The sequence below is a fragment of the Rhodococcus zopfii NBRC 100606 = JCM 9919 genome, assembly GCF_001895025.1.
In the GTDB taxonomy this organism is placed as follows: Bacteria; Actinomycetota; Actinomycetes; order Mycobacteriales; family Mycobacteriaceae; genus Rhodococcus; species Rhodococcus zopfii.
Map to the genome: position 1 here is coordinate 61,490 of NZ_BCXI01000013.1, position 19,010 is coordinate 80,499.

General features: G+C 69.4%; 17 protein-coding genes. 7 read left to right on the forward strand and 10 right to left on the reverse strand.

The features are described from left to right. Position 1: 1 nt before the first annotated feature. Complete coding sequence (locus RZ1_RS09255) at positions 2–1,783, forward strand: hydroxysqualene dehydroxylase (RefSeq protein ID WP_072811195.1); 1,782 nt, start codon at positions 2–4, stop codon at positions 1,781–1,783. 117 nt (positions 1,784–1,900) lie between these two features. Here RZ1_RS09255 and RZ1_RS09260 read toward each other — a convergent pair whose 3' ends face one another. The 6 genes from RZ1_RS09260 to RZ1_RS09285 all read right to left on the reverse strand — a co-directional run bounded on the left by RZ1_RS09260 (position 1,901) and on the right by RZ1_RS09285 (position 8,504). Then, on the reverse strand, positions 1,901–3,484 hold the full coding sequence (locus RZ1_RS09260; RefSeq protein ID WP_072811197.1) for an AMP-binding protein: 1,584 nt from the start codon (positions 3,482–3,484) through the stop codon (positions 1,901–1,903). 223 nt (positions 3,485–3,707) lie between these two features. Next, complete coding sequence (locus RZ1_RS09265; RefSeq protein ID WP_072811198.1) at positions 3,708–4,049, reverse strand: transglycosylase family protein; 342 nt, start codon at positions 4,047–4,049, stop codon at positions 3,708–3,710. Positions 4,050–4,495: 446 nt separating this feature from the next. Next, positions 4,496–5,053 carry a type III secretion system chaperone family protein gene (locus tag RZ1_RS09270; protein WP_072811199.1) on the reverse strand — a complete coding sequence of 186 codons (558 nt, stop codon included), beginning with the start codon at positions 5,051–5,053 and terminating at the stop codon, positions 4,496–4,498. After that, on the reverse strand, positions 5,050–6,393 hold the full coding sequence (gene mshA, locus RZ1_RS09275; RefSeq protein ID WP_171061445.1) for a D-inositol-3-phosphate glycosyltransferase: 1,344 nt from the start codon (positions 6,391–6,393) through the stop codon (positions 5,050–5,052). Before mshA ends, RZ1_RS09270 begins: the two co-directional genes overlap by 4 nt. 67 nt (positions 6,394–6,460) lie before the next feature. Continuing rightward, positions 6,461–7,291, reverse strand: coding sequence for an alpha/beta fold hydrolase (locus RZ1_RS09280; protein ID WP_072811201.1), 831 nt, complete (start codon positions 7,289–7,291; stop codon positions 6,461–6,463). A gap of 10 nt (positions 7,292–7,301) precedes the next feature. Continuing rightward, a complete protein-coding gene (locus RZ1_RS09285) occupies positions 7,302–8,504 on the reverse strand; it encodes an MFS transporter (protein WP_072811202.1) in 1,203 nt (400 codons plus the stop codon). A 60-nt stretch (positions 8,505–8,564) separates the two neighbouring features. Here RZ1_RS09285 and RZ1_RS09290 point away from each other — a divergent pair, with 60 nt between their 5' ends. Continuing rightward, the gene (locus RZ1_RS09290) at positions 8,565–9,338 is read left to right on the forward strand and encodes a PIG-L family deacetylase (RefSeq protein ID WP_072811385.1); all 774 of its coding nucleotides are present in this window, start codon (positions 8,565–8,567) and stop codon (positions 9,336–9,338) included. A gap of 121 nt (positions 9,339–9,459) precedes the next feature. Here RZ1_RS09290 and RZ1_RS09295 read toward each other — a convergent pair whose 3' ends face one another. Further along, a complete protein-coding gene (locus RZ1_RS09295) occupies positions 9,460–10,800 on the reverse strand; it encodes an ROK family transcriptional regulator (RefSeq protein ID WP_083583613.1) in 1,341 nt (446 codons plus the stop codon). 617 nt (positions 10,801–11,417) lie between these two features. On the opposite strand from RZ1_RS09295, the gene RZ1_RS09300 reads away from it, so the two are divergent. Both RZ1_RS09300 and RZ1_RS09305 read left to right on the forward strand, forming a co-directional pair. Then, positions 11,418–12,182: an SDR family NAD(P)-dependent oxidoreductase gene (locus tag RZ1_RS09300; RefSeq protein WP_072811206.1), complete on the forward strand. Its 765-nt coding sequence runs from the start codon at positions 11,418–11,420 to the stop codon at positions 12,180–12,182. 842 nt (positions 12,183–13,024) lie between these two features. After that, positions 13,025–14,071 (forward strand): DUF2804 domain-containing protein, encoded by a 1,047-nt coding sequence (locus RZ1_RS09305; protein WP_072811207.1) that lies wholly within the window; start codon positions 13,025–13,027, stop codon positions 14,069–14,071. Positions 14,072–14,086: 15 nt separating this feature from the next. Here RZ1_RS09305 and RZ1_RS09310 read toward each other — a convergent pair whose 3' ends face one another. Together RZ1_RS09310 and RZ1_RS09315 are read right to left on the reverse strand one after the other, a co-directional pair. Next, entirely contained in the window at positions 14,087–15,259 is a 1,173-nt protein-coding gene (locus tag RZ1_RS09310; RefSeq protein ID WP_218020451.1) for a L,D-transpeptidase, read from the reverse strand. A gap of 82 nt (positions 15,260–15,341) precedes the next feature. Then, positions 15,342–16,421 carry a UDP-N-acetylmuramate dehydrogenase gene (locus RZ1_RS09315; RefSeq protein WP_072811209.1) on the reverse strand — a complete coding sequence of 360 codons (1,080 nt, stop codon included), beginning with the start codon at positions 16,419–16,421 and terminating at the stop codon, positions 15,342–15,344. Between the two features lie 39 nt (positions 16,422–16,460). On the opposite strand from RZ1_RS09315, the gene RZ1_RS09320 reads away from it, so the two are divergent. The 3 genes from RZ1_RS09320 to RZ1_RS09330 are packed head-to-tail and all read left to right on the forward strand — an operon-like array spanning position 16,461 to position 18,300. Then, positions 16,461–16,967 (forward strand): DUF2505 domain-containing protein, encoded by a 507-nt coding sequence (locus tag RZ1_RS09320; RefSeq protein ID WP_072811210.1) that lies wholly within the window; start codon positions 16,461–16,463, stop codon positions 16,965–16,967. A gap of 42 nt (positions 16,968–17,009) precedes the next feature. Next, positions 17,010–17,510 (forward strand): DUF2505 domain-containing protein, encoded by a 501-nt coding sequence (locus RZ1_RS09325; RefSeq protein WP_072811212.1) that lies wholly within the window; start codon positions 17,010–17,012, stop codon positions 17,508–17,510. 10 nt (positions 17,511–17,520) lie between these two features. Further along, positions 17,521–18,300 carry a class I SAM-dependent methyltransferase gene (locus tag RZ1_RS09330; protein WP_371306610.1) on the forward strand — a complete coding sequence of 260 codons (780 nt, stop codon included), beginning with the start codon at positions 17,521–17,523 and terminating at the stop codon, positions 18,298–18,300. Positions 18,301–18,364: 64 nt separating this feature from the next. Here the strand turns inward: RZ1_RS09330 and RZ1_RS09335 are convergent, their stop codons facing one another. Next, the gene (locus tag RZ1_RS09335) at positions 18,365–18,982 is read right to left on the reverse strand and encodes a type IV toxin-antitoxin system AbiEi family antitoxin domain-containing protein (protein ID WP_072811216.1); all 618 of its coding nucleotides are present in this window, start codon (positions 18,980–18,982) and stop codon (positions 18,365–18,367) included. Positions 18,983–19,010 lie beyond the last annotated feature (28 nt).

Genomic DNA, 19,010 nt, shown 5'->3' on the forward strand with positions numbered 1-19,010 from the left:
CATGATCGACGCCCGCTTCACCCGCCGCACCGCCCTCACCGCCCTCGGGCTCCTCGGCGCCGCCGCCGCGCTACCGGGCGGTGCCGCGGCAGCGCCCGCACCACGCCCCGGACCGCGGTCGCCCGCACTGCGCTCGACCGGTCGACGGGTCGCGGTTCTCGGTGGCGGCATGGCCGGACTGACCGCCGCGCACGAACTGATCGAGCGCGGATTCGACGTCACCGTCTACGAACCGACCGCGCTCGGCGGAAAGGCCCGGAGCATCCCGTCACCCGGCACCGGCGCGGACGGCCGGCTGGACCTGCCCGGCGAGCACGGATTCCGGTTCTTTCCGGGCTTCTACCAACACATTCCCGACACGATGCGGCGAATCCCGTTCCCCGGCAACCCGAACGGTGTCTTCGACAATCTCGTCGCAGGCGACGCGTTCCGGCTCGCCCTGCCCGGCGCCCCGGATCTGACGGCAACGGCCTCGATCGCACCGTTACGCACCGACATCTACGATCCCGCGACACTGCAGCAGTCGCTGGCCGCGGCGTTCTCCCTCGGCGGCGCGATCCCGCCGCACGAGCTCGCAGTGTTCCTGCGCAAGCTCGTCATGTTCCTCACCAGCAGCCTCGAACGACGCACCGGGGAATGGGAACACCAGACCTGGTCGCAGACGCTCGAGAGCGACGGAAAATCGCAGGGCTACCGCGACATCCTGGTATCGGCGCTGACCCGGCAGCTCGTCGCGGCCCGGCCGGCGGTCGTCTCCACCCGGACCATCGGGATCATGGGACAGGCATTCGTGTGGAACGCAATGGGCACCGTCCCCGCATACGGTCACCTCGATCGCCTGCTGTCCGCCCCGACCAACGAGGCGTGGATCGATCCGTGGGCCCAGCTGCTGCGCGACCGCGGTGTCCGATTCGAGATGGGTTGGGCCGCAGAGGCACTGGAAATGTCGGGCGGACGGATCAGCTCGGTCCGCATGATCGATCGCTCCGGCGGAGCCACGACCGTCGAGGCGGACTGGTTCGTCGCGGCGATGCCCGTCGAACGCGCGGTTCCGCTGTGGTCACCGCAGATCCTCGCCGCGGACCCGCACCTGGAAGGGATGCGACAGCTCCACACCGACTGGATGGTCGGCATCCAGTACTTCCTGCGCCGCCCCGCCCCGATCGCGAAAGGCCATGTCGCCTATCTCGGCTCACCGTGGGCGCTCACATCGATCAGTCAGGCGCAGTTCTGGCGCGGCGACTTCGCCGCGCGATACGGTGACGGCTCGGCACACGACTGCCTGTCGGTCGACATCTCCGATTGGGACACCCCCGGCATCCTGTTCGGGAAGACCGCCAAGGAGTGTTCCCGCGAGGAGATCGCGAAGGAGACGTGGGCACAGATGACGGCCTGCCTCGCCGACAGCGGCGATGCACTCGACGAGAACGATGTGGCGTCCTGGTTCATCGACCCCGGATTGCACTGGGGCACAGGAGGAATCGCCAACGACACTCCGCTGCTCATCAACACCGTGGGATCGTGGGCGAACCGTCCCGACGCGCGGACCGCGATCCCGAACCTGTTCCTGTCCGGCGACTATGTGCGCACCGACATCGACCTGGCGACGATGGAATCGGCGAACGAATCGGCCCGCGCCGCGGTGACGGCCCTGCTCGAGGCCGCCGACTCCCCCGCCGCCCCACCGTCGCTGTACCGGCTCCACGAGCCGCCGGAACTCGAGCCCGCGCGGCGCATCGACGCCGACCGGTATCGGGCGGGCCTACCGCATCTGCTGGCGTAGCGGCAACCTGCACCGGTCCGGAAATGCCGCGCAGCGGGGATCGCGCAGGATCCGAGTCCCGAGACGCTCTCGCGGCGCATCCGGGCCGGATCCTGCGCGGTTGATCGCATTCGGACGCTAGGCGCCCGTCCGCAGGTCCTTCCGGAGAATCTTGCCGGCTGCCGACTTCGGCACCAGGTCGATGAACTGCACCTGGCGGATCTTCTTGTGCGGGGACACCCGCTCGGCGACGAACGTGATCACGTCGTCCTCGCTCAGTTCCGCGCCGGGCTGCAGCACCACGAACGCCTTGGGAACTTCCTCGCCGTCCGCGTCGAGCACGCCGACCACGGCGGCGTCGGCGATCTTGGGATGCGTGAGCAGCAACGCCTCGAGCTCGGCCGGCGGCACCTGGTAGCCCTTGTACTTGATGAGTTCCTTGAGCCGGTCGACGATCGTGACCACGCCGCGTCCGTCGACGGTCGCGATGTCACCGGTGTGCAGGTAACCGTCGGCGTCGAGGGTCTCGGCGGTGGCTTCGGGGTTGCCGAGATAGCCGACCATGATGTTCGGCCCCTTGCACCACAGCTCTCCCGGCTCGGACACACCGGCGCCCTCCGGGTACGCGACCTCCTGCCCGGTGACCGGGTCGACGAGCTTGCATTCCATGTTCGCGACCGTAGGGCCGACGGAGTCGAGAGCGGTCTGGTCGTCGTCGAACGGGATCGCGTGGCTGACCGGGCTCATCTCGGACATGCCGTAACCCTGCCGGACCTTGCAGCCGAGCCGGCGCGCGACGGCCCCGCCGAGTTCCCGGTCGAGCGGCGCCGCACCCGAGAAGATCGTGTGCACGCTGGACAGGTCGTAGTCGTCGACGAGGGGATGCTTGGCCAGCGCAACCGCGACCGGCGGGGCGACGAACACGTAGGTGCACTTCTGCTCGGAGACGAGCGTGAGGAATTGGACGAGATCGAACTTGGGCATCGTGACGAGCGTCGCCCGATTGCACAGGGCGGCGTTGAGCAGCACGGTCATGCCGTAGATGTGGAAGAACGGCAGGACGGCGAGGATGCGATCATCGGCGCCGATGCCCATGCGCGGATTGATCTGGCACACGTTGGCCACGAGGTTGGTGTGGGTGAGCATCACGCCCTTGGGCCGCCCGGTGGTGCCCGACGAGTACGGCAGCACCGCGAGGTGGGTGGCGGGATCGAAACTCACCTCCGGGGCCGGGGCGGCCTCGGTGAGCAGATCACGCAGCGACGGGTGACCCTCGGCGCCGTCGAGGACGATGAGCAGCTCGTCCGGGATCCCGATCTTCGCGGCGGCTTCCTTCGCATGCGGGAGCAGCGGCGAGACGGTGACGAGGATCTTCGCGTGTGAGTCCTGGAGCTGCTTGGCGATGTCCTCGGCGGTGTACAGCGCGTTGATGGTCGTCGCGGTCGCGCCGGCCCGCAGGATGCCGTGGAACACCGCGGCGAAGGCCGGGATGTTCGGCGCGAGCAGGCCGACGACATCTCCGATCCCGACACCGCGTGCGGCGAGCGCACCGGCCACGCCGTTGATCTGCCCGATGAGCGTGCGGTAGTCCGTCACCTCACCCGAGAGACCGTCGACGAACGCGGGACGGTCCAGCTCGGCTTCGGCGATGGAGCCGAACAGGAAGTCGTAGACACTCAGTGCCGGAATCTCGACGTCGGGGAACGGGCTGCGGAAACTCATGGGTTGTCCTCCGGTGCAGACGCGGTGGCACGCAGTGCCAGGTGGGTCGACGGGAATTCTACCCGACACGTGTGAAGACACTCACAATCACGATCGGACGCTACCCGAGATCGCCTCGGGGAATCGCGCGCTGTCGCGACCGAACGCACCGAAGCCCCGCGCGCGAATATCTCGCGCACGGGGCTTCGTGGATGCGTCACCGGACCCACGGGTCCGGGCCGGATCAGAGGTACTGACCGCAGACCGGCCACGCGCCGCGGCCCTGACCGGCCAGGACGTTCTCCGCGACCGCGATCTGCTGATCCCGCGAGGCCTGGCTGGCCGTGGGGGCGTACTGCTGGCCGCCGTAGGCCGCCCAGGTGCTCGGGGAGAACTGCAGGCCACCGTGGTATCCGTTGCCGGTGTTGGTGGCCCAGTTGCCGCCGCTCTCGCACTGCGCGACGGCGTCCCAGTTGCCCGAAGCGGCGTTGGCGGTGCCGGTACCCAGAGCGATCGGGGTGACCAGGAGAGCGGCACCGGCCGCGAGGGAACCGAGGGTGCGCTTGGTGAAGGTGAGCTTTGCCATGATGGGGTGGATCCTCTCCGCGTCTGCTGACGGGCGATCGGCGAAAGGTGCATCCGGAGAACACATGCGACCGAGAACTGGCTCCTGAGAACACAGCTCGCGAAACACGCGGTCCGGAACCGTCGATCGTTCCGTCCCTGCCCCTCGAAGGTTTCGTGTGTCCGATCCCGCGGGGCAGAGCAAGCGGCGGCGGGTCGGTGTTCGGTATGGGCCCGATCGGTTCGGGCCGGGCTCGTCGTTTCGAGCTGATAACGACGTTAAGCGACTATCTCGGAAAGGTCACGCCCCGAATTTTCGGGACGACCGTCCCACATTTCAAGATCAGATCACGCAAGAACGCCAGGTAGCACCGAAATTATCGGGGCCACCGGCGCTTTCGTTTCCACACCCATAACGTGACGAGCGTCACACGGTTTCTGTGGACCGGGTCACGCGTATCGGACGTATTACGAACCCTGCTGCGCGTCCTCATCGGGCGCGTCGCTGCCGGAGATGTCCGGTGATTCCGTTCCCGCACCATCGTTTTCGATCAAGTGCCGGAACGGCTCGAGATTGCGCAGCGACTCGCCGCGGGAGACCCGCCAGGCCCATTCCCGCTTGATCGACGTCAGGAAGCCCAGGCCCAGCAGAACATTGAAGTCGTAGTCGGCCGCCTCGAGGATCTGCCCGAGCACCGCGTCGAGCTCCTCCGGCGTCACGGATTGCTCCGACAGCCGGCCGACCAGATAGATATCGCCGATCTTGTCGAGCGTGTACGCCACGCCGTACAGACGGCGGTTGCGCCGCAACAGGTACTTGTAGACGCCCTCGAAGTTCTCGTCGGGCTTACGGCACACGAACGCCTCGAATCGCACACCGTGGTTGCCGACGGTGAGCAGCGCCGTCGTCTCGAGCTTGTTCTCGCCGGGGAGGGTGACGACGAAGTGCCCGCCCTCCTTCCGCGAGAAATCGAGGCCGCGGTCGTGCAGCGTCGACTCGATCAGTTCGCTCAGGCTCGCACTCATGCCTTCACCCCACCTGTCCGCCGTAGCTTCCACAATCCGCGCTGTCTGCGCAGCGAGAACTCGCCGGCCCCGAATGCCCGGTTCCGCCGCGCACCCGCGGTGCGATAGGCGGTGAGCAGTCCGTCCGCGGTGTGTTCCCACGAGAAGTTCTCCGCGTGCCGCGGCGCGGCCGCCGCCAGCACGTCGCGCCGGCCACGATCGGCGACCAGCGATCCCAATGCCGCCGCCCAGTCCTCGGTGCGGTGCCCGTCGACGAGCACCCCCGTCTCGCCGTCGCGCACCGCCACCCCCAGACCCCCGACATTCGCGGCGAGAACCGGGACGCCACACGCCTGCGCCTCGATCGCAACCAAACCGAACGACTCCGAATAACTCGGCACCGCAACGAGATCCGATGCCCGGTACACCTGCACCAACCGATCGGACGGCTGCGGAGGCAGGAACGTCACCCGCGCCGCGATCCCGAGGTCGGCGGCGAGTTCGATCAACGAATCCGGACGCTCGAGGCCGGTGCCGGACGGTCCACCCACGATCAGCACCCGCAACGGAAGGTCGGGCGCGTCGGCGACGGCGCGCGCGGCGGCGCGCAGCAACACGTCCGGCGCCTTGAGCGGCTGGATGCGACCGACGAACGTCACGATCGTCTCGCGCGGATCCAGCCCCAGTTCCGCCCGGGCGCGGTCGCGGTCGCCGGGGCGGTAGCGCGACAGGTCGGCGCCGGGCGCGACCACGTCGATCTTGGCCGGATCGGCACGGTAGATGCTCTCAAGCGCGTGCGCCTCGTCGACGGTGTTCGCGACCAACCGGTCCGATTCCGCGACGACCTGCTGCTCACCGATCTGCCGCGCCGCGGGCTCCGGGGTGTCTCCCGCCGCGAGGGACGCGTTCTTCACCGCGGCGAGCGTGTGGGCGGTGTGCACGAGCGGCACCCCCCAGCGGTCCCGCGCGAGCCAGCCGACCTGCCCGGACAGCCAGTAGTGCGAATGCACCAGGTCGTAGTATCCGGGCGCGTGGCGGGCCTCTTCGCGTAGTACACCGGCCGCGAACGCGCACAGTTGGGTGGGCAGATCGTGCTTGTCGAGACCTTCGAACGGCCCGGCCTCGATGTTCCGGACCAGGACCCCGGGCGCAGCTTCCTGCACCGCAGGATCCGACGACGACGTGGCCCGCGTGAAGATTTCGACCTCGACGCCGCGGCGGGCGAGCTGCAGGGAGGTCTGCAGTACGTAGACGTTCATTCCGCCTGCATCCCCGGTGCCGGGTTGCGCCAGCGGTGAGGTGTGCACCGAGATCACGGCCACTCGTCGGGGTCTGCCGGGCTGAGACGTCACGCGTTCCATACTGCCCTGTCCGGCACCTCCGCTCCCATCTGCCTCCCCGTTGCGGGCGCGCCCCCTTCCCGTGCGCCTACTCCAGCGTGTCGACGAAGCGCACGACGTCCTCGGCGAATCGCCTCGGGTCCTCGACGAACAAACCGTGCTCGGCGCCGTCCCAATACGAGGTGGTCGCGCGCGGCAGCAGGCTCGCCGCATGCTCGGCCGCCGAGAGGTCGACCACGGAATCGGCGGTGCCGTGCAGCACCAGAACCGGAAGGTCGAGACCGCGCAGCAGGTCGTCGTTGCCCACGGCACGGGCGAACAGTGCCGATCGCACCCGCGGCGGCGTCCTCAGGCTGTTGCCGAGCAGCGCCTGGGCGATCGGCCCGGTCGCGGCGGACCGGCCCGCGCCGACGAGAGAGGCTCCGAATGCGTCGAGCGCCGCGAGCGCGATCTGCGGGTCCTCGGACATCGCGCCCGGGACCGCCGCGCGCATCGCCGCACCGACCTTGCCGCCCTTCTCACCGCGGCCGATGCTCGTGATGGCACCGACCAGCACGACACCGGCGATGTCCGCGGTCCCGTGGACGGCGAGGTAGTCGCAGATGACCAGGCCGCCGTAGGACCAGCCGAGAAGCACCGCGCCGGTGCAGTTCTCGGCGGCCAGTACCGCCCGCACATCCGATGCCCACACGGCGCGGTCGTCGTATCCGTCCGCGGGCGCACCCGAATAGCCGTGCCCGCGCAGGTCGACCGCGATCACCCGGTACCGGCCGGCGAGGTCCTCCAGAAGCGGATCACCCCAGCAGCCCGAGGACTGCGCCCATCCGTGCAGCAGCACCAGCGGCCGCGACGAGGGGTCCCCGAAGGCCCGGTAGACGATGGGTGTGCCGTCGGCACCGAGAACTTCACGCACGGTCATGCCGGCTACGTTAGCCGTGCCGCAATCGAATTCCCGCAGCCAGGGCGCAGCCGACGAGTCCCGCCGCGATCGCCACCCCGATACCCGCGGAGGTGCCGGACCGGTCGATGACCTGTCCGACCAGCGCCGATCCGGCGGCGACACCGACGCCGAGCCCGGTGACCGTCCACGTGATTCCCTCGGTGAGCCGTTCGGCGGGGACGACACGCTCGACGAGCGACATCGTCACGATCATGGTCGGCGAGATCGTCACGCCGGCCAGCAGATAGAGCGCGGCCAGGGCAGGAACGGTGCCGGCGAGCAGCAGCGGCCACAGCAGCACCGCGACCGCGGCGGTCGCGATCAGCAGTTGCCGGGTCAGCGGGGCGGCCACGTGCCGCGCCCCGAAGAAAAGCCCGCTCACGGCGGATCCGGTCGCGAACAGGGCGAGCACGAACGTCGCGGCGCCGGGCGCGTCGCGGTCGGCGGTGAAGGCGACACCGACGACGTCGATCACCCCGAAGATCGTGCCCATCGCGACCATCACGGCCGCGAGGGCGACCAGCACCGGGCTGAGCAGGGAGCCGCGGTGGGGACGCTCGGATCTCACAGCATCGGGACGCTCGGATTTCACCGGTGGTTCGGTGCGGCGCTGAGCTGCGAGGGTGAGGGTGCCGACCAGCAACAGCACCGCCCCCAGCAGCGGCCCCGACTCTGGGAACAGTGCGACGCTCAGCCCCACCGACAGCACCGGGCCGACGATGAAACACACCTCGTCGATCACCGCTTCCAGGGCGAATGCGGTGCGCAACCGGTCGGTGCCGCGGTACAGCTCGGTCCACCGGGCCCGGACCATCGCGCCGATCGTCGGCATGAGTCCGGCAGGGATCGCGCACAGGAACAGCAACACGGTCGGCGCCTCGAGCCGGACCGCGGCGAGCATCGCGACGGTCGCGGCCGCACTGATCGCGGAGGCGGCCGGCAGCACCCGGTACTGGCCGTGCCGGTCCACCGCGCGGGACACCAGCGGCGTCAGGGCCGCGTACGACAACGCGAATACCGCGGACAACGCGCCGCCGAGGCCGTAGTCTCCGCGCAGCTGGGAGAACATCGTCACGATGCCGATCCCCACCATTGCTATCGGCAGCCGCGCGACGAATCCGGCGGCGCAGAATGCGGCCGCGCCCGGCGCGGCGAACAAGGCGCGGTAGGAACTACCCGCTGTCGATGTCACTGATGCTCGTCCTTCTCCAGGATTTCCCGCGTGTCGGTTATCCGTGCCAGCATGCACGGTATGGGTGTCCTGGTCTGCTTTCACGCGCATCCCGACGACGAGGTGTTCACCACCGGCGGGGTGATGCGCCTCGCCGCCGACGCCGGCCACCGTGTGGTGCTGGTGGTCGCGACGGACGGCGCGGCCGGTGAGTCCCCGGAGGGTCTGCTGCGTCCCGGCGAGAGCCTCGCGGCCCGTCGGCTGACCGAGGTCGAGCGGTCCGCCGAGGCGCTCGGCGTGGCGCGGCTGGTTCCGCTCGGTTATCCCGATTCCGGCATGGCGGGCACTCCCGAGAACGCGAACCCCGCGGCGTTCTGCAACGTCGACGTCGATGCGGCGGCCCGTCGGCTGGCCGCGGTGCTGGACGAGGAGGGCGCCGACGTCGTCACGATCTACGACCCGAACGGCGGCTACGGGCATCCCGATCACGTGCAGGTGCATCACGTCGGGTTGCGGGCGAGCGAACTGGTCGGTCATCACGCCGTCTACGAATCGGCATTGAACCGCGACCATCTGCGACGCATGTTCGCCGCGAATCCGGACATGATCGAAGACCGGACGCCCCCGGACCTCGACTCGTTCGGCCTGCCGGAGTCGGAGCTGACCACCACGGTGGACGTCTCCTCGACGATGGCCGCCAAACGGGTTGCGATGCAGGCTCACGCGTCGCAGATCGGCGATTTCGGTCCGATGCTGTCGTTGCCGGACGAAATGTTGCGTGCGGCCTTCGGGTTCGAATGGTTCCGCCGGCTGGGCGCCGCGCCCGGGCTGGCCGAGACGGCACTGCCACTCTGACCTTCAGCGGCCGAAACACCTGGGGCATATACTCTTTCGAGGACGCGCACACCCCTTCCGAGCTATCGGAAGGGGTGTGCGCGTCGCAGCGGGGTTGTGTGCCCTGCCGACACGAGACCGCTCAGCCCTGCGATCGCCGCATCGAGCCGAGCGGATCGGAGTACAGCGAGCTCAGCGCCACCACACCCGATGCGTGCGCCTGCACCCGGTTACCGAATCCGGTGATGCGAATGTCCTTGCGCGGCAGGTTCGATGCCCGCGCAAACGCATCGGCGACGTGCGGCACACCGGCGGGATACTCGGTGAAGGCCTGCCCGCCGAGGGTGACGCGGTCCGGGTTGAACAGGTCGCGGAGCATCGCGACGGTACGGCCGAGGACGGTGGCGCGGTCGATGAGGATCTCGTGTGCGGGCCTCGAACCCTCACGGGCGAGCTTGTACAGCGCGCCGATCGTGGGATCCTCGACGTCGCCGAGCAGGCCGGCCTCGCGCGCCCGCAGCAACACCGCCCGGTCGCTGACGGTGGCCTCGAGGCAGCCGGTCGCGCCGCACGAGCACAGGGCCGTCGAACCGGTCGGCAGATGCGCGATCGAGCCGGGGCCACCGTTCGGGGTGTGCACTCGTCCATCGAAAGTGATTGCAATACCGGTGGTTTCGCGTGCGTAGAAGTAGAGGCCGGTGCCCTTGACGTCGGCTGCTTCCCGGTCCGGGGTGAGCAGCAGTTCCGACGCGGCCATCGCCTCGACGTGCGCGGCAACCGAGACGGGCAGCCCCATGCCACGGCCGATGATCGCGCCGACACGCGCGCCGCTCCAGCCGAGACGCGGGTGGTCGACGAGGCCGGTCTCCGAGTCGACGCGGCCACCCAGTGCGACCCCGACCCACAGCGGGGTGCGGCGATGCCAGCGGGATGCGAAGGCCCGCGCGCTCGCGGTGATCGCCCCGAGGACGACCTCCTGATCGCCTCGGGGCGTGGGGATCTCGACGGCGCCGATGATACGGCCGCGCAGATCGGCGGCGACGATGCCGGTGACGACGGCACCGATGTGGATGCCGATGGTCAGGTAGGGCTCGTGATCGACCTCGAACGGGACGCGGGGGCGACCGATGGCGCCGGACGCCGCGAGATCGGCCCGCTCACGGAGCAATCCGGCGGAGAGGAGGGCCGACACCTGCCGATTGACGGTGGCGATGCTCAGACCGGTGACCTTGGCGGCGACGTCGCGGGACACCGGGCCGCGCGCCGCGGCGACGCGGAACACCGACGCCGCGGTGCCGTCGGCGATCCGCAGGTCCGGCGCGACGATCTGCACCCGAGCAGTGGAACGGGCCCGGGCGGTTGCGGACTGCGAGAGCCCCCGGGCACCGGTGGATGAGCGAGCGGACTGGACAGGAAGCGTGGAAGTCGACACAGGTGTGGATCCTCGTGATTCGGCCCGGCTGGGCTGTCGTGACACGGTCATGAACGCGCCGAACCGCCGCGACGTGCGCAAACACGTCGAACAGCCGATCAGAGGGAAAGCCAGAGCAGGCTCGAACCCGGCGCGAAACTACTTGATGGCACCGTGACTACGACAACAGAGTTCCCGTGCCAGAGGCAGGCGCGAGCCCAGCGCGGCGGTCACGTATGTGACCCGCGGGGCGGAGTGGCGGCCTGCTGACATGCCGTCGAACATAACGCCCGCACGCGTGACTGTCCAATTCAGGCCGAAACGGTAGGGAATCGCCGCGGCGGTGGCCACCGCCCGAATCAGGGCGAGCCGAATGCTTCTCGCTCACCCGGCCCGGTGTTTGAATGGAACCAACCATCCATCGGCACGTTCTGCTCGGCACGCTGGCAGCGTCGCATCCGACCGTCGAGGTCGCCCGGCGCCCGGATCCTGCCTACCGACTCCGGCTGCGGCAAGGCGAACACCTGAGGAACATCACCAGAAACTCGAGTACACCACCCGGTTGGCCTGGCCGCTCGGTGACGTCGCAATCCGAGACAACCGTGCCACCCGGCACTACGCGGTCGCCGGCGACGCGGGCGAGTACTCGATCGTCGAGACCGACACCATCCCCGCCTAGGATCGGGGCCATGACCAACTCCCCGAATTTCCGTGTCGCCGATTCCCGCGTCGCCGTCGTCACCGGGGCCTCGTCCGGCATCGGCGAGGCCACCGCCCGCACGCTCGCCGCGCAGGGTTACCACGTCGTCGTCGGCGCCCGCCGTCTCGACCGGCTCGAAGAACTCGCCGAGGAGATCGGCGGCACCGCACTCGAACTCGATGTCACCGACGAGGATTCGGTCACCGCGTTCGCCACGGTGCTGCCCCGGGTGGACGTGCTGGTCAACAACGCCGGGGGCGCCAAGGGGCTGGCGACGGTCGCCGAGGCCGACGAGGACGACTGGCGGTGGATGTGGGAGACGAACGTCATCGGCACGATGCGCGTGACGAAGGCGCTGTTGCCGAAGCTGATCGATTCCGGGGACGGCCTGATCGTCACGATCACCTCGGTCGCGGCGTTCGAAGCCTACGACAACGGCTCGGGGTACACCTCCGCCAAGCATGCCCAGGCGGTGGTGCACCGGACGCTGCGCGGCGAACTGCTCGGCAAGCCGGTGCGGCTGACCGAGATCGCCCCCGGCGCCGTCGAAACCGAGTTCTCGCTCGTGCGGTTCGAGGGCGATCAGGAACGCGCCGACAAGGTGTACGAGGGCATCACGCCGCTCGTCGCACAGGACATCGCCGAGATCATCGGGTTCGTCGCGTCCCGTCCGTCGCACGTGAACCTGGACCAGATCATCGTCAAGCCGCGTGATCAGGCGAGCGCCGGCCGGTTCCACCGCGTGAGCAACTGATCGGCTGATTGCATGATCCGGTTCGGTGGTCGTAGGGCGATCGACTACCGACCGGTTCGGCATTTCCGTCAGACCCTCCCGCTATGGCCCGACATGCTTTCGAACAGGGTGGGCGGGGACGCGATCGAGGCACGGCTGACCGCCCTCGACGGCCTGCTCGGCGACGACATGACCGGGTTCTCCCGCGACATACCTGGTCGAGTTCTTCCAGCGCTTCGAAACCGTCCTGCGCAAGGCCACCGCGGTCGGGCACCGGGCGGTCGTCGAGGCGGTCGAACGACGGGTTCCCGAAGATCTCGGGTGCCGCTCGATCAACGACTTCCTCATCGGCACCCTGCCGATCTCCGCCGCCGACGCCGCCCGCCGCGTCAACGGCGCCCGGAAGGTCGGGGTGTGGCACGCCGCCTCGCATGGCTGCACCCGACCCGGCTGCGACGCCCCGGCCACCTTGACCGCGGTGCATCACACCACCGACTGGAAGGACGGCGGCCCCGCCGACATCACCAACGAGGACCGCGCCTGCGACGCCTGCCACGCACTCGTGCACGAGGGACCCGGCGGCTGGCAAACGAGAGTCGCACCAACAGAGTCGGAGTATCCGGGCCGCACCGACTGGATCCCGCCCCCCGCACATCGACCCGGACCGGACACCGCTGGTCAACCACCGGCATCGCCTCGGGGATCTGCTGGCCGCGGCGTTGGCGCACCACCGCGCCCGCCGCGACACCGAGCTGCGCGAACACCGACGACGCTGGCTGCGGGAACCGGCCGGGGACGCCGCCGGCGGCGAGGTTCCGTAGCGGATCGCCGCTCGGGGAATCCACCATCTAACCTCTGGAGGTATGCAGCAGCAGCGTCTTTCACCCGGGCCACTGCTCGACGACCGCGGTCGCCTCGAACAGGCCGGCTGGGCCACCACCGAGATCCGCACCTACGACCGGGCGCGGATCTCGGCGTCGCGGCTGCGGATCAAGGAGTGGGACTACTACTGCCTCATCTCCGACCCGGCCTCCGACGATGCTGCCGGCCCCGTCGGTCTCGCACTGACGGTTGCCGACAACGGGTACATGGGTCTGGTCGGGGTGAGCTGGCTGGATCTGGCCGCCGGCACGGAGGTCACCGAGAACAAGCTGATTCCGTTCCCGCTCGGCCGCATGCGGATGCCTTCGAGCGCCGACGCCGGTGACGTGGTCGTGCACCGGGGTGCGTTACGCGTCGAATTCCGCCACGAGACGAGGGGGCGCCGCCTGATCGTCGACCATCCCGGTTTCGACGGCGGACGTGGACTGTCCGGGGAACTTCTGCTGCAGCAGCCCGCCGACGATCGCATGGTGATCGCGACGCCGTTCCCACGGGCCCCGAAGGCGTTCTACTACAACCAGAAGGTCAACTGTCTTCCCGCTTCGGGCACGCTCACCGTCCGCGGCGTGCGGCACGAGTTCGACGCGGCCTCGACGTTCGGCGTCCTCGACTGGGGCCGCGGCGTGTGGACGTACGACAACACCTGGTACTGGGGGTCGGCGTCCGGCCTGCACCAGGGCGCCCGGTTCGGATTCAACATCGGATACGGCTTCGGCGACACCACCGCCGCATCCGAGAACATGCTGTTCCACGACGGGATCGCGCACAAACTCGACCGCGTCCACTTCCACCGCCCGCACGGCACATACGCCGGCGGACCGTGGCGTTTCACGAGCAGCGACAGCCGCTTCGAGATGGACTTCGAGCCGATCGTCGACCGCGCGGCCGATGTCGACGCCCTGGTCCTGCGGTCCACCCAGCATCAGGTGTTCGGGCGGTACAGCGGGCACGTGCTGCTCGACGACGGCACTCGCCTCGAGATCGAGAACCTGCTCGGATTCGCCGAGGAGGTCCGCAACCGCTGGTAGCCGGGGTCCGGATGCCTACAGTGCCGACATCGACTGCCAGGTCGGCCAATCCACGGCCCAGTCCCACAGGTCTCCGTCCGCTTCGGACAGGTCGATCGAGGTGCCGCTGACCTCCACCGGATCCCCGTACATCGCGATCGCGAAGTACTCCTGCGCGTCGGCCGTCGACAGGTTGATGCAACCGTTGGTGACGTTGGAAGCGCCCTGCTGGCCTGTGGTGAGCGGGTTGGCGTGGATGAACTCGCCGTTGTTGGAGATCCGCACCGCCCAGCGCTCGCGCACGTTCTCGTAGTAGGGCGGGTTCGACATGAGGAAGTCCTCGTGTTTCTCGGTGACCACGTGGATGCCGCTGCGCGTGACGTTGCGGGCCTCGTTCCCCTCGCCGTAGCTGACCGGGATGTCCATCACGATCTGCCCGTCGCGCACCACCCGCATGCGGTGGCTCTGCGCGTCCGCGACGACGACCTGGCTGCGGCCGATCCCGAAGTCGAGGGACAGATCCTCTGCGCCGTACGCACCGTCGCCGTAGGCGAGTCCGTAGAGCCGCGCGTCCAGGCTCACCGTCGTGCCGGGCGCCCAATACTGCCGGGGCCGCCAGTGCGCCCGCGCACCGCCGTTGTCGTCGGGCAGCCATGCCCAGGCGCCCTCGGTCGGCGGGTTCGTGGTGACGACGAGCGCCTTCTCGACGGCGGCCTTGTCGCTGATCGGTCCGTCGAATTGCACGATGATCGGTGCGGCGATCCCCACCTCCTGACCGTCGGCGATGTTGAGGGTCGCGGAGACCACTTCTCGCGGTTCGACGGTCGAGAAGCTGCCCTCCAGCGGGAACGTGTCGCCGCCGGGGGCGACCACGGTCCCCGACCATTCGTACGTCGCGCCGTATCCGAGCGGTTCGGTGACGGTGTAGGTGTGACCGTCCGCGGTGAGCGTCCCGTCGACGACGAGCCCCGAGTCGCTGTTGGTCAGCGCGACGTCCCCGAGGGTGCCGCCGGTGGCGGTCACCGAGATCGGCGTGGTGGGGTCGACGTCGGTGGTGCCGTCGGCCGGGTTCACGGTGACCGACACGGCCGGCTCCGGGTCGCCGGTAATCGACCCTCCGCCCGACGTCGAACAAGCGGCGAGCACCGCCACGAGACCGAGGCACCAGAGCCACACCAACCGATTTGTCCGTTTCAGCAGGTCATGCACCCTTTTCACGGTACGCGCGGGCACAGTGTGGCCCAGCTCTCGGCGGCCGGCTCTCGACGGCTCCGGTCTCGGCGACCGGGACTCAGATCTCGCAGCCGACCGGCACCGGTTCCGGTTCGAGCCGCACCCCGAACGCCTGCTGCACACCGTCCCGGACCTGTCGGGCCAGGGCCACCAGGTCCGCGGTGGTCGCGTTCCCCCGGTTGGTCAGGGCGAGGGTGTGCTTCGTCGACAGCCGCGCCGGGGCGTCCTCCGACGGGAACCCCTTGCCGAATCCGGCGCGTTCGATGAGCCAGCCGGCGGACAGCTTGGTACCTCCGTCCGCGGGAAACCGCGGGACCCGGACGTCGGCGCCGACCCGCGCGGCGACCGCCGCGAGCACCGCGGGCAGGGCATCGTCGGACACGATCGGGTTGGTGAAGAACGAGCCGGCGCTCCACGTGTCGTGATCGGCCGCGTCGAGAACCATGCCCTTGCCGCGGCGCAGTGCCAGCACCTGCTCGCGGACCTCCGCGGCCGGTCGTCGCTCACCCTCCTCCGCGCCGAGCGCGGTCGCGAGTTCCCGGTAGCCGAGCGGCGCGCTGGTCCCGTCGGGCCGCACCTCGAGCTCGACGTCGAGGACCAGTGCCGCGTCGGAGTGCTTGAGCACGCTCGTCCGGTATCCGAGACCGAGTGCCTCGGGACCCACCCACCGCACGTCGCCGGTGCGTCGATCCAGCAGCCGCACCCGGTGCAGTACCGAACCGACCTCGACGCCGTACGCCCCCACGTTCTGGACGGGAGTCGCGCCGGCGGACCCGGGTATCCCGGACAGTGCCTCGAGACCACCGAACCCGGCGTCGACGGTTTTCGCGACGACGTCGTCCCACACCGCCCCGGCCTCGGCGCGCACCCGCCCGGCGCCGAGCTCGACCCCGGTGGTCGCGATCCTCACCACGACCCCGTCGAATCCCGCGTCCCCGACGACGAGGTTGGAGCCGCCGGCCAGGATCAGCGTCGGCACGCCCTCGGCGTCGAGCAGACGCACGACGTCGACGAGAACATCGGTCGTGGCGCATTCGGCGAGGACTCGGGCGGGTCCGCCGAGCCGCAGCGACGTCAGAGTCGACAACGGCACCTGCTCGGACACCGTGGCTCCCGATTCGGTGAGCCGGGACGTCATACGTGGATCGGGCACCCGCAAACGGTAGCGTGACGCCCCATGGGTACCCCTATCGACCATTCCGCGCACTACGAGTTCCCCGCGGCGATCGTGCACGCGGCGCTCGTCGATCCGGATTACTGGCGGCAGCGCCTGACGAAGATCGGCGGCCCCGGCGCCACCATCGAGGACGTGACGACCGGCGCCGGCACAATCGACCTGCACATGACGCAGGCCATCCCCGCCGAGCACCTGCCGAGCGTGGTCACCAGCATCCGGCCCGGCGACCTGGTCATCCACCGGCACGAATCGTGGAAGCCGCTCGACGGTGACCGTGCCCGCGGTCGGTTCTCCGCCGGCGTCGACGGGATGCCCGGCAAGGTCGAAGGTGCCGTCACGCTCGCTCCCGGCCGCACCGGGACGATCGTCGAGATCGACGGTGAGGTCGAGGTGAAGATCCCGTTCCTGGGAGGGAAGATCGAGGGCATGATCGCCGAACAGTTGATCGAGCTGTTCGACGCCGAGCAGGAGTTCACGACCGGCTGGCTGGGCCGATCCGGCTCCTGACGATTTCCGGGTGATCGGGGCGAGCCGGTACCCTGGCCCGCTATGGCACGGCGCATGGACTATTCCGCCCGCTATCCGTATCCAGCGGAGCGGGTGTACGCGGCGCTACGCGACCCGGCTCACTGGGAAGCCCGGATGGTGGAGATGCGCAAGTATTCGCAGAACCATCTCGAGTCGTTCGAGGTGTCGGACTCCGGCATCTCGCTGGTGCTGCACCACATCCTGCCCCGGTCCGAACTGCCGGAGATCGCGCAGGCGGTGATGAAGAAGGACATGGTCATCACCCGCAAGGAGTCCTACAGCGCGTTCGACGGGAGGGCGACCGGTCGTTACGAGGCGTCGGTCCCGGCCGGTCCGGGCAGTCTCACCGGCACGATGGAACTGTTCGCCGGCGACGACGGGTGCACGCTGCGCACGACGTCGGAAGCGAAGGTGCACCTGCCGTTCGTCGGCGGCAAGCTCGAAGAGTTGATGCTGCAGAACCTCGTCGACCTGTTCCGCACCGAAGCGGAAATCACGGCCGACTGGCTGGCCCGGCGGTAGGTCGGGTCCGATCGTGCGAGCGCCACGTCCGGAAGGTGTCGTCACCCGCGGCACCACCGGCATCAACCGTCTGCGTCGCAGCGACCGATGGGCGGTGCACCATCCCGACATCGCCGGTGTCCTGCGGTCGGCCCCGGATCCGCTGGTCGTCGATCTGGGCTACGGCGCGATGCCGGTGACCACGTTGGAATTGGCGTCGCGGCTGCGCAGCGTCCGCCCGGATCTGCGGATGGTCGGTCTCGAGATCGACCCGGAACGGGTGGTTCCCGGCCGCGACGGTGTCCGCTTCGCGCGCGGTGGTTTCGAGCTGGCCGGGCTGCGGCCGGTGCTGGTGCGCGCGTTCAACGTGCTGCGGCAGTACCCGGAGGATGCGGTCGCACCCGTGTGGGAGCGGCTGCGGTCGGGGCTGGCACCGGGCGGTCTGCTCGTCGACGGCACGTGCGACGAACTGGGCCGGCGGTGCGCCTGGGTGCTGCTGGATCGGGACGGCCCGCGCACCCTGACGCTGGCGTGGAGTCCGTTCCACATCGACACCCCGTCCGATCTGGCCGAGCGGTTGCCGAAGGCACTGATCCACCGGAACGTTCCCGGCGAGCGGATCCACGACCTGTTGCAGGCCGCGGACCGGGCGTGGGCGACCGCGGCCCCGCACGCCGCGTTCGGGCCGCGCATCCGCTGGCGCGCCACCCTCGACCTTCTACGCGCACAGGGGGTTCCGGTGTCCCCGCAGCGGCGACGCCTGCGCGACTGCGTACTGACCGTCCCGTGGGACGTGGTCGCGCCCGCCTGACTGCGCTACCGCGCCGGTGTGCCCGTCGAGCTGGGCTGGTTCAACTGCCCGGAAGACACACGACTCACCCTGCGGCGAGCAGCGCCAGCTCGATACGGTCGGCGACCGCGGCGGGCTGGTTCGCTACCGCCGCGTGCAGCTGGTCGGTGTTCGCGCGGCCGATCGCGATAGCGTCGCCGACGAGTTCGTCGAGCACTTCCTGGGACACGCCACCGGCGGCGAGATCGACGGCGGTGCGCGCGGGGGTGGTCACGCGGAAGCACCCGACCATCTCGCAGTCCTCGTTCGTCAGCGCCCGGTGGTGCAGCGCGAGCCGGTTGCTCGGGACGGTGCGCTGATCGAGCGTCGACAGGTGCAGGAACCTCGGTTGCAGATGCCCCATCGCGTGGAGTTCCGCGGCGCTCTGGTGCGACACGACCGCGGCGCCCTCGTACCAGGCGCACCACTGCGCGAACTCGTCGAATTTCGTGCGGGGGCTTTCGGCGAGCCGGAACAGCTCGTTCTCGACGCGCATCCACAGCCCCGCATCGATACGCGTGACGAACGCGTCCGCGTCGATACCGTGCCCGATCGCCTGTCGGGCGGTGAAGAATCCGGCCTGCGTCAGCGCGAGTCGGCGGAGCGCTTCGTCCGCGTCGGCCCGCCCGGAGGCCCCGTACCCAGAACCCGTCCAACTCGTCATGCCGCCAACAGTACCGAACAATTGTGGC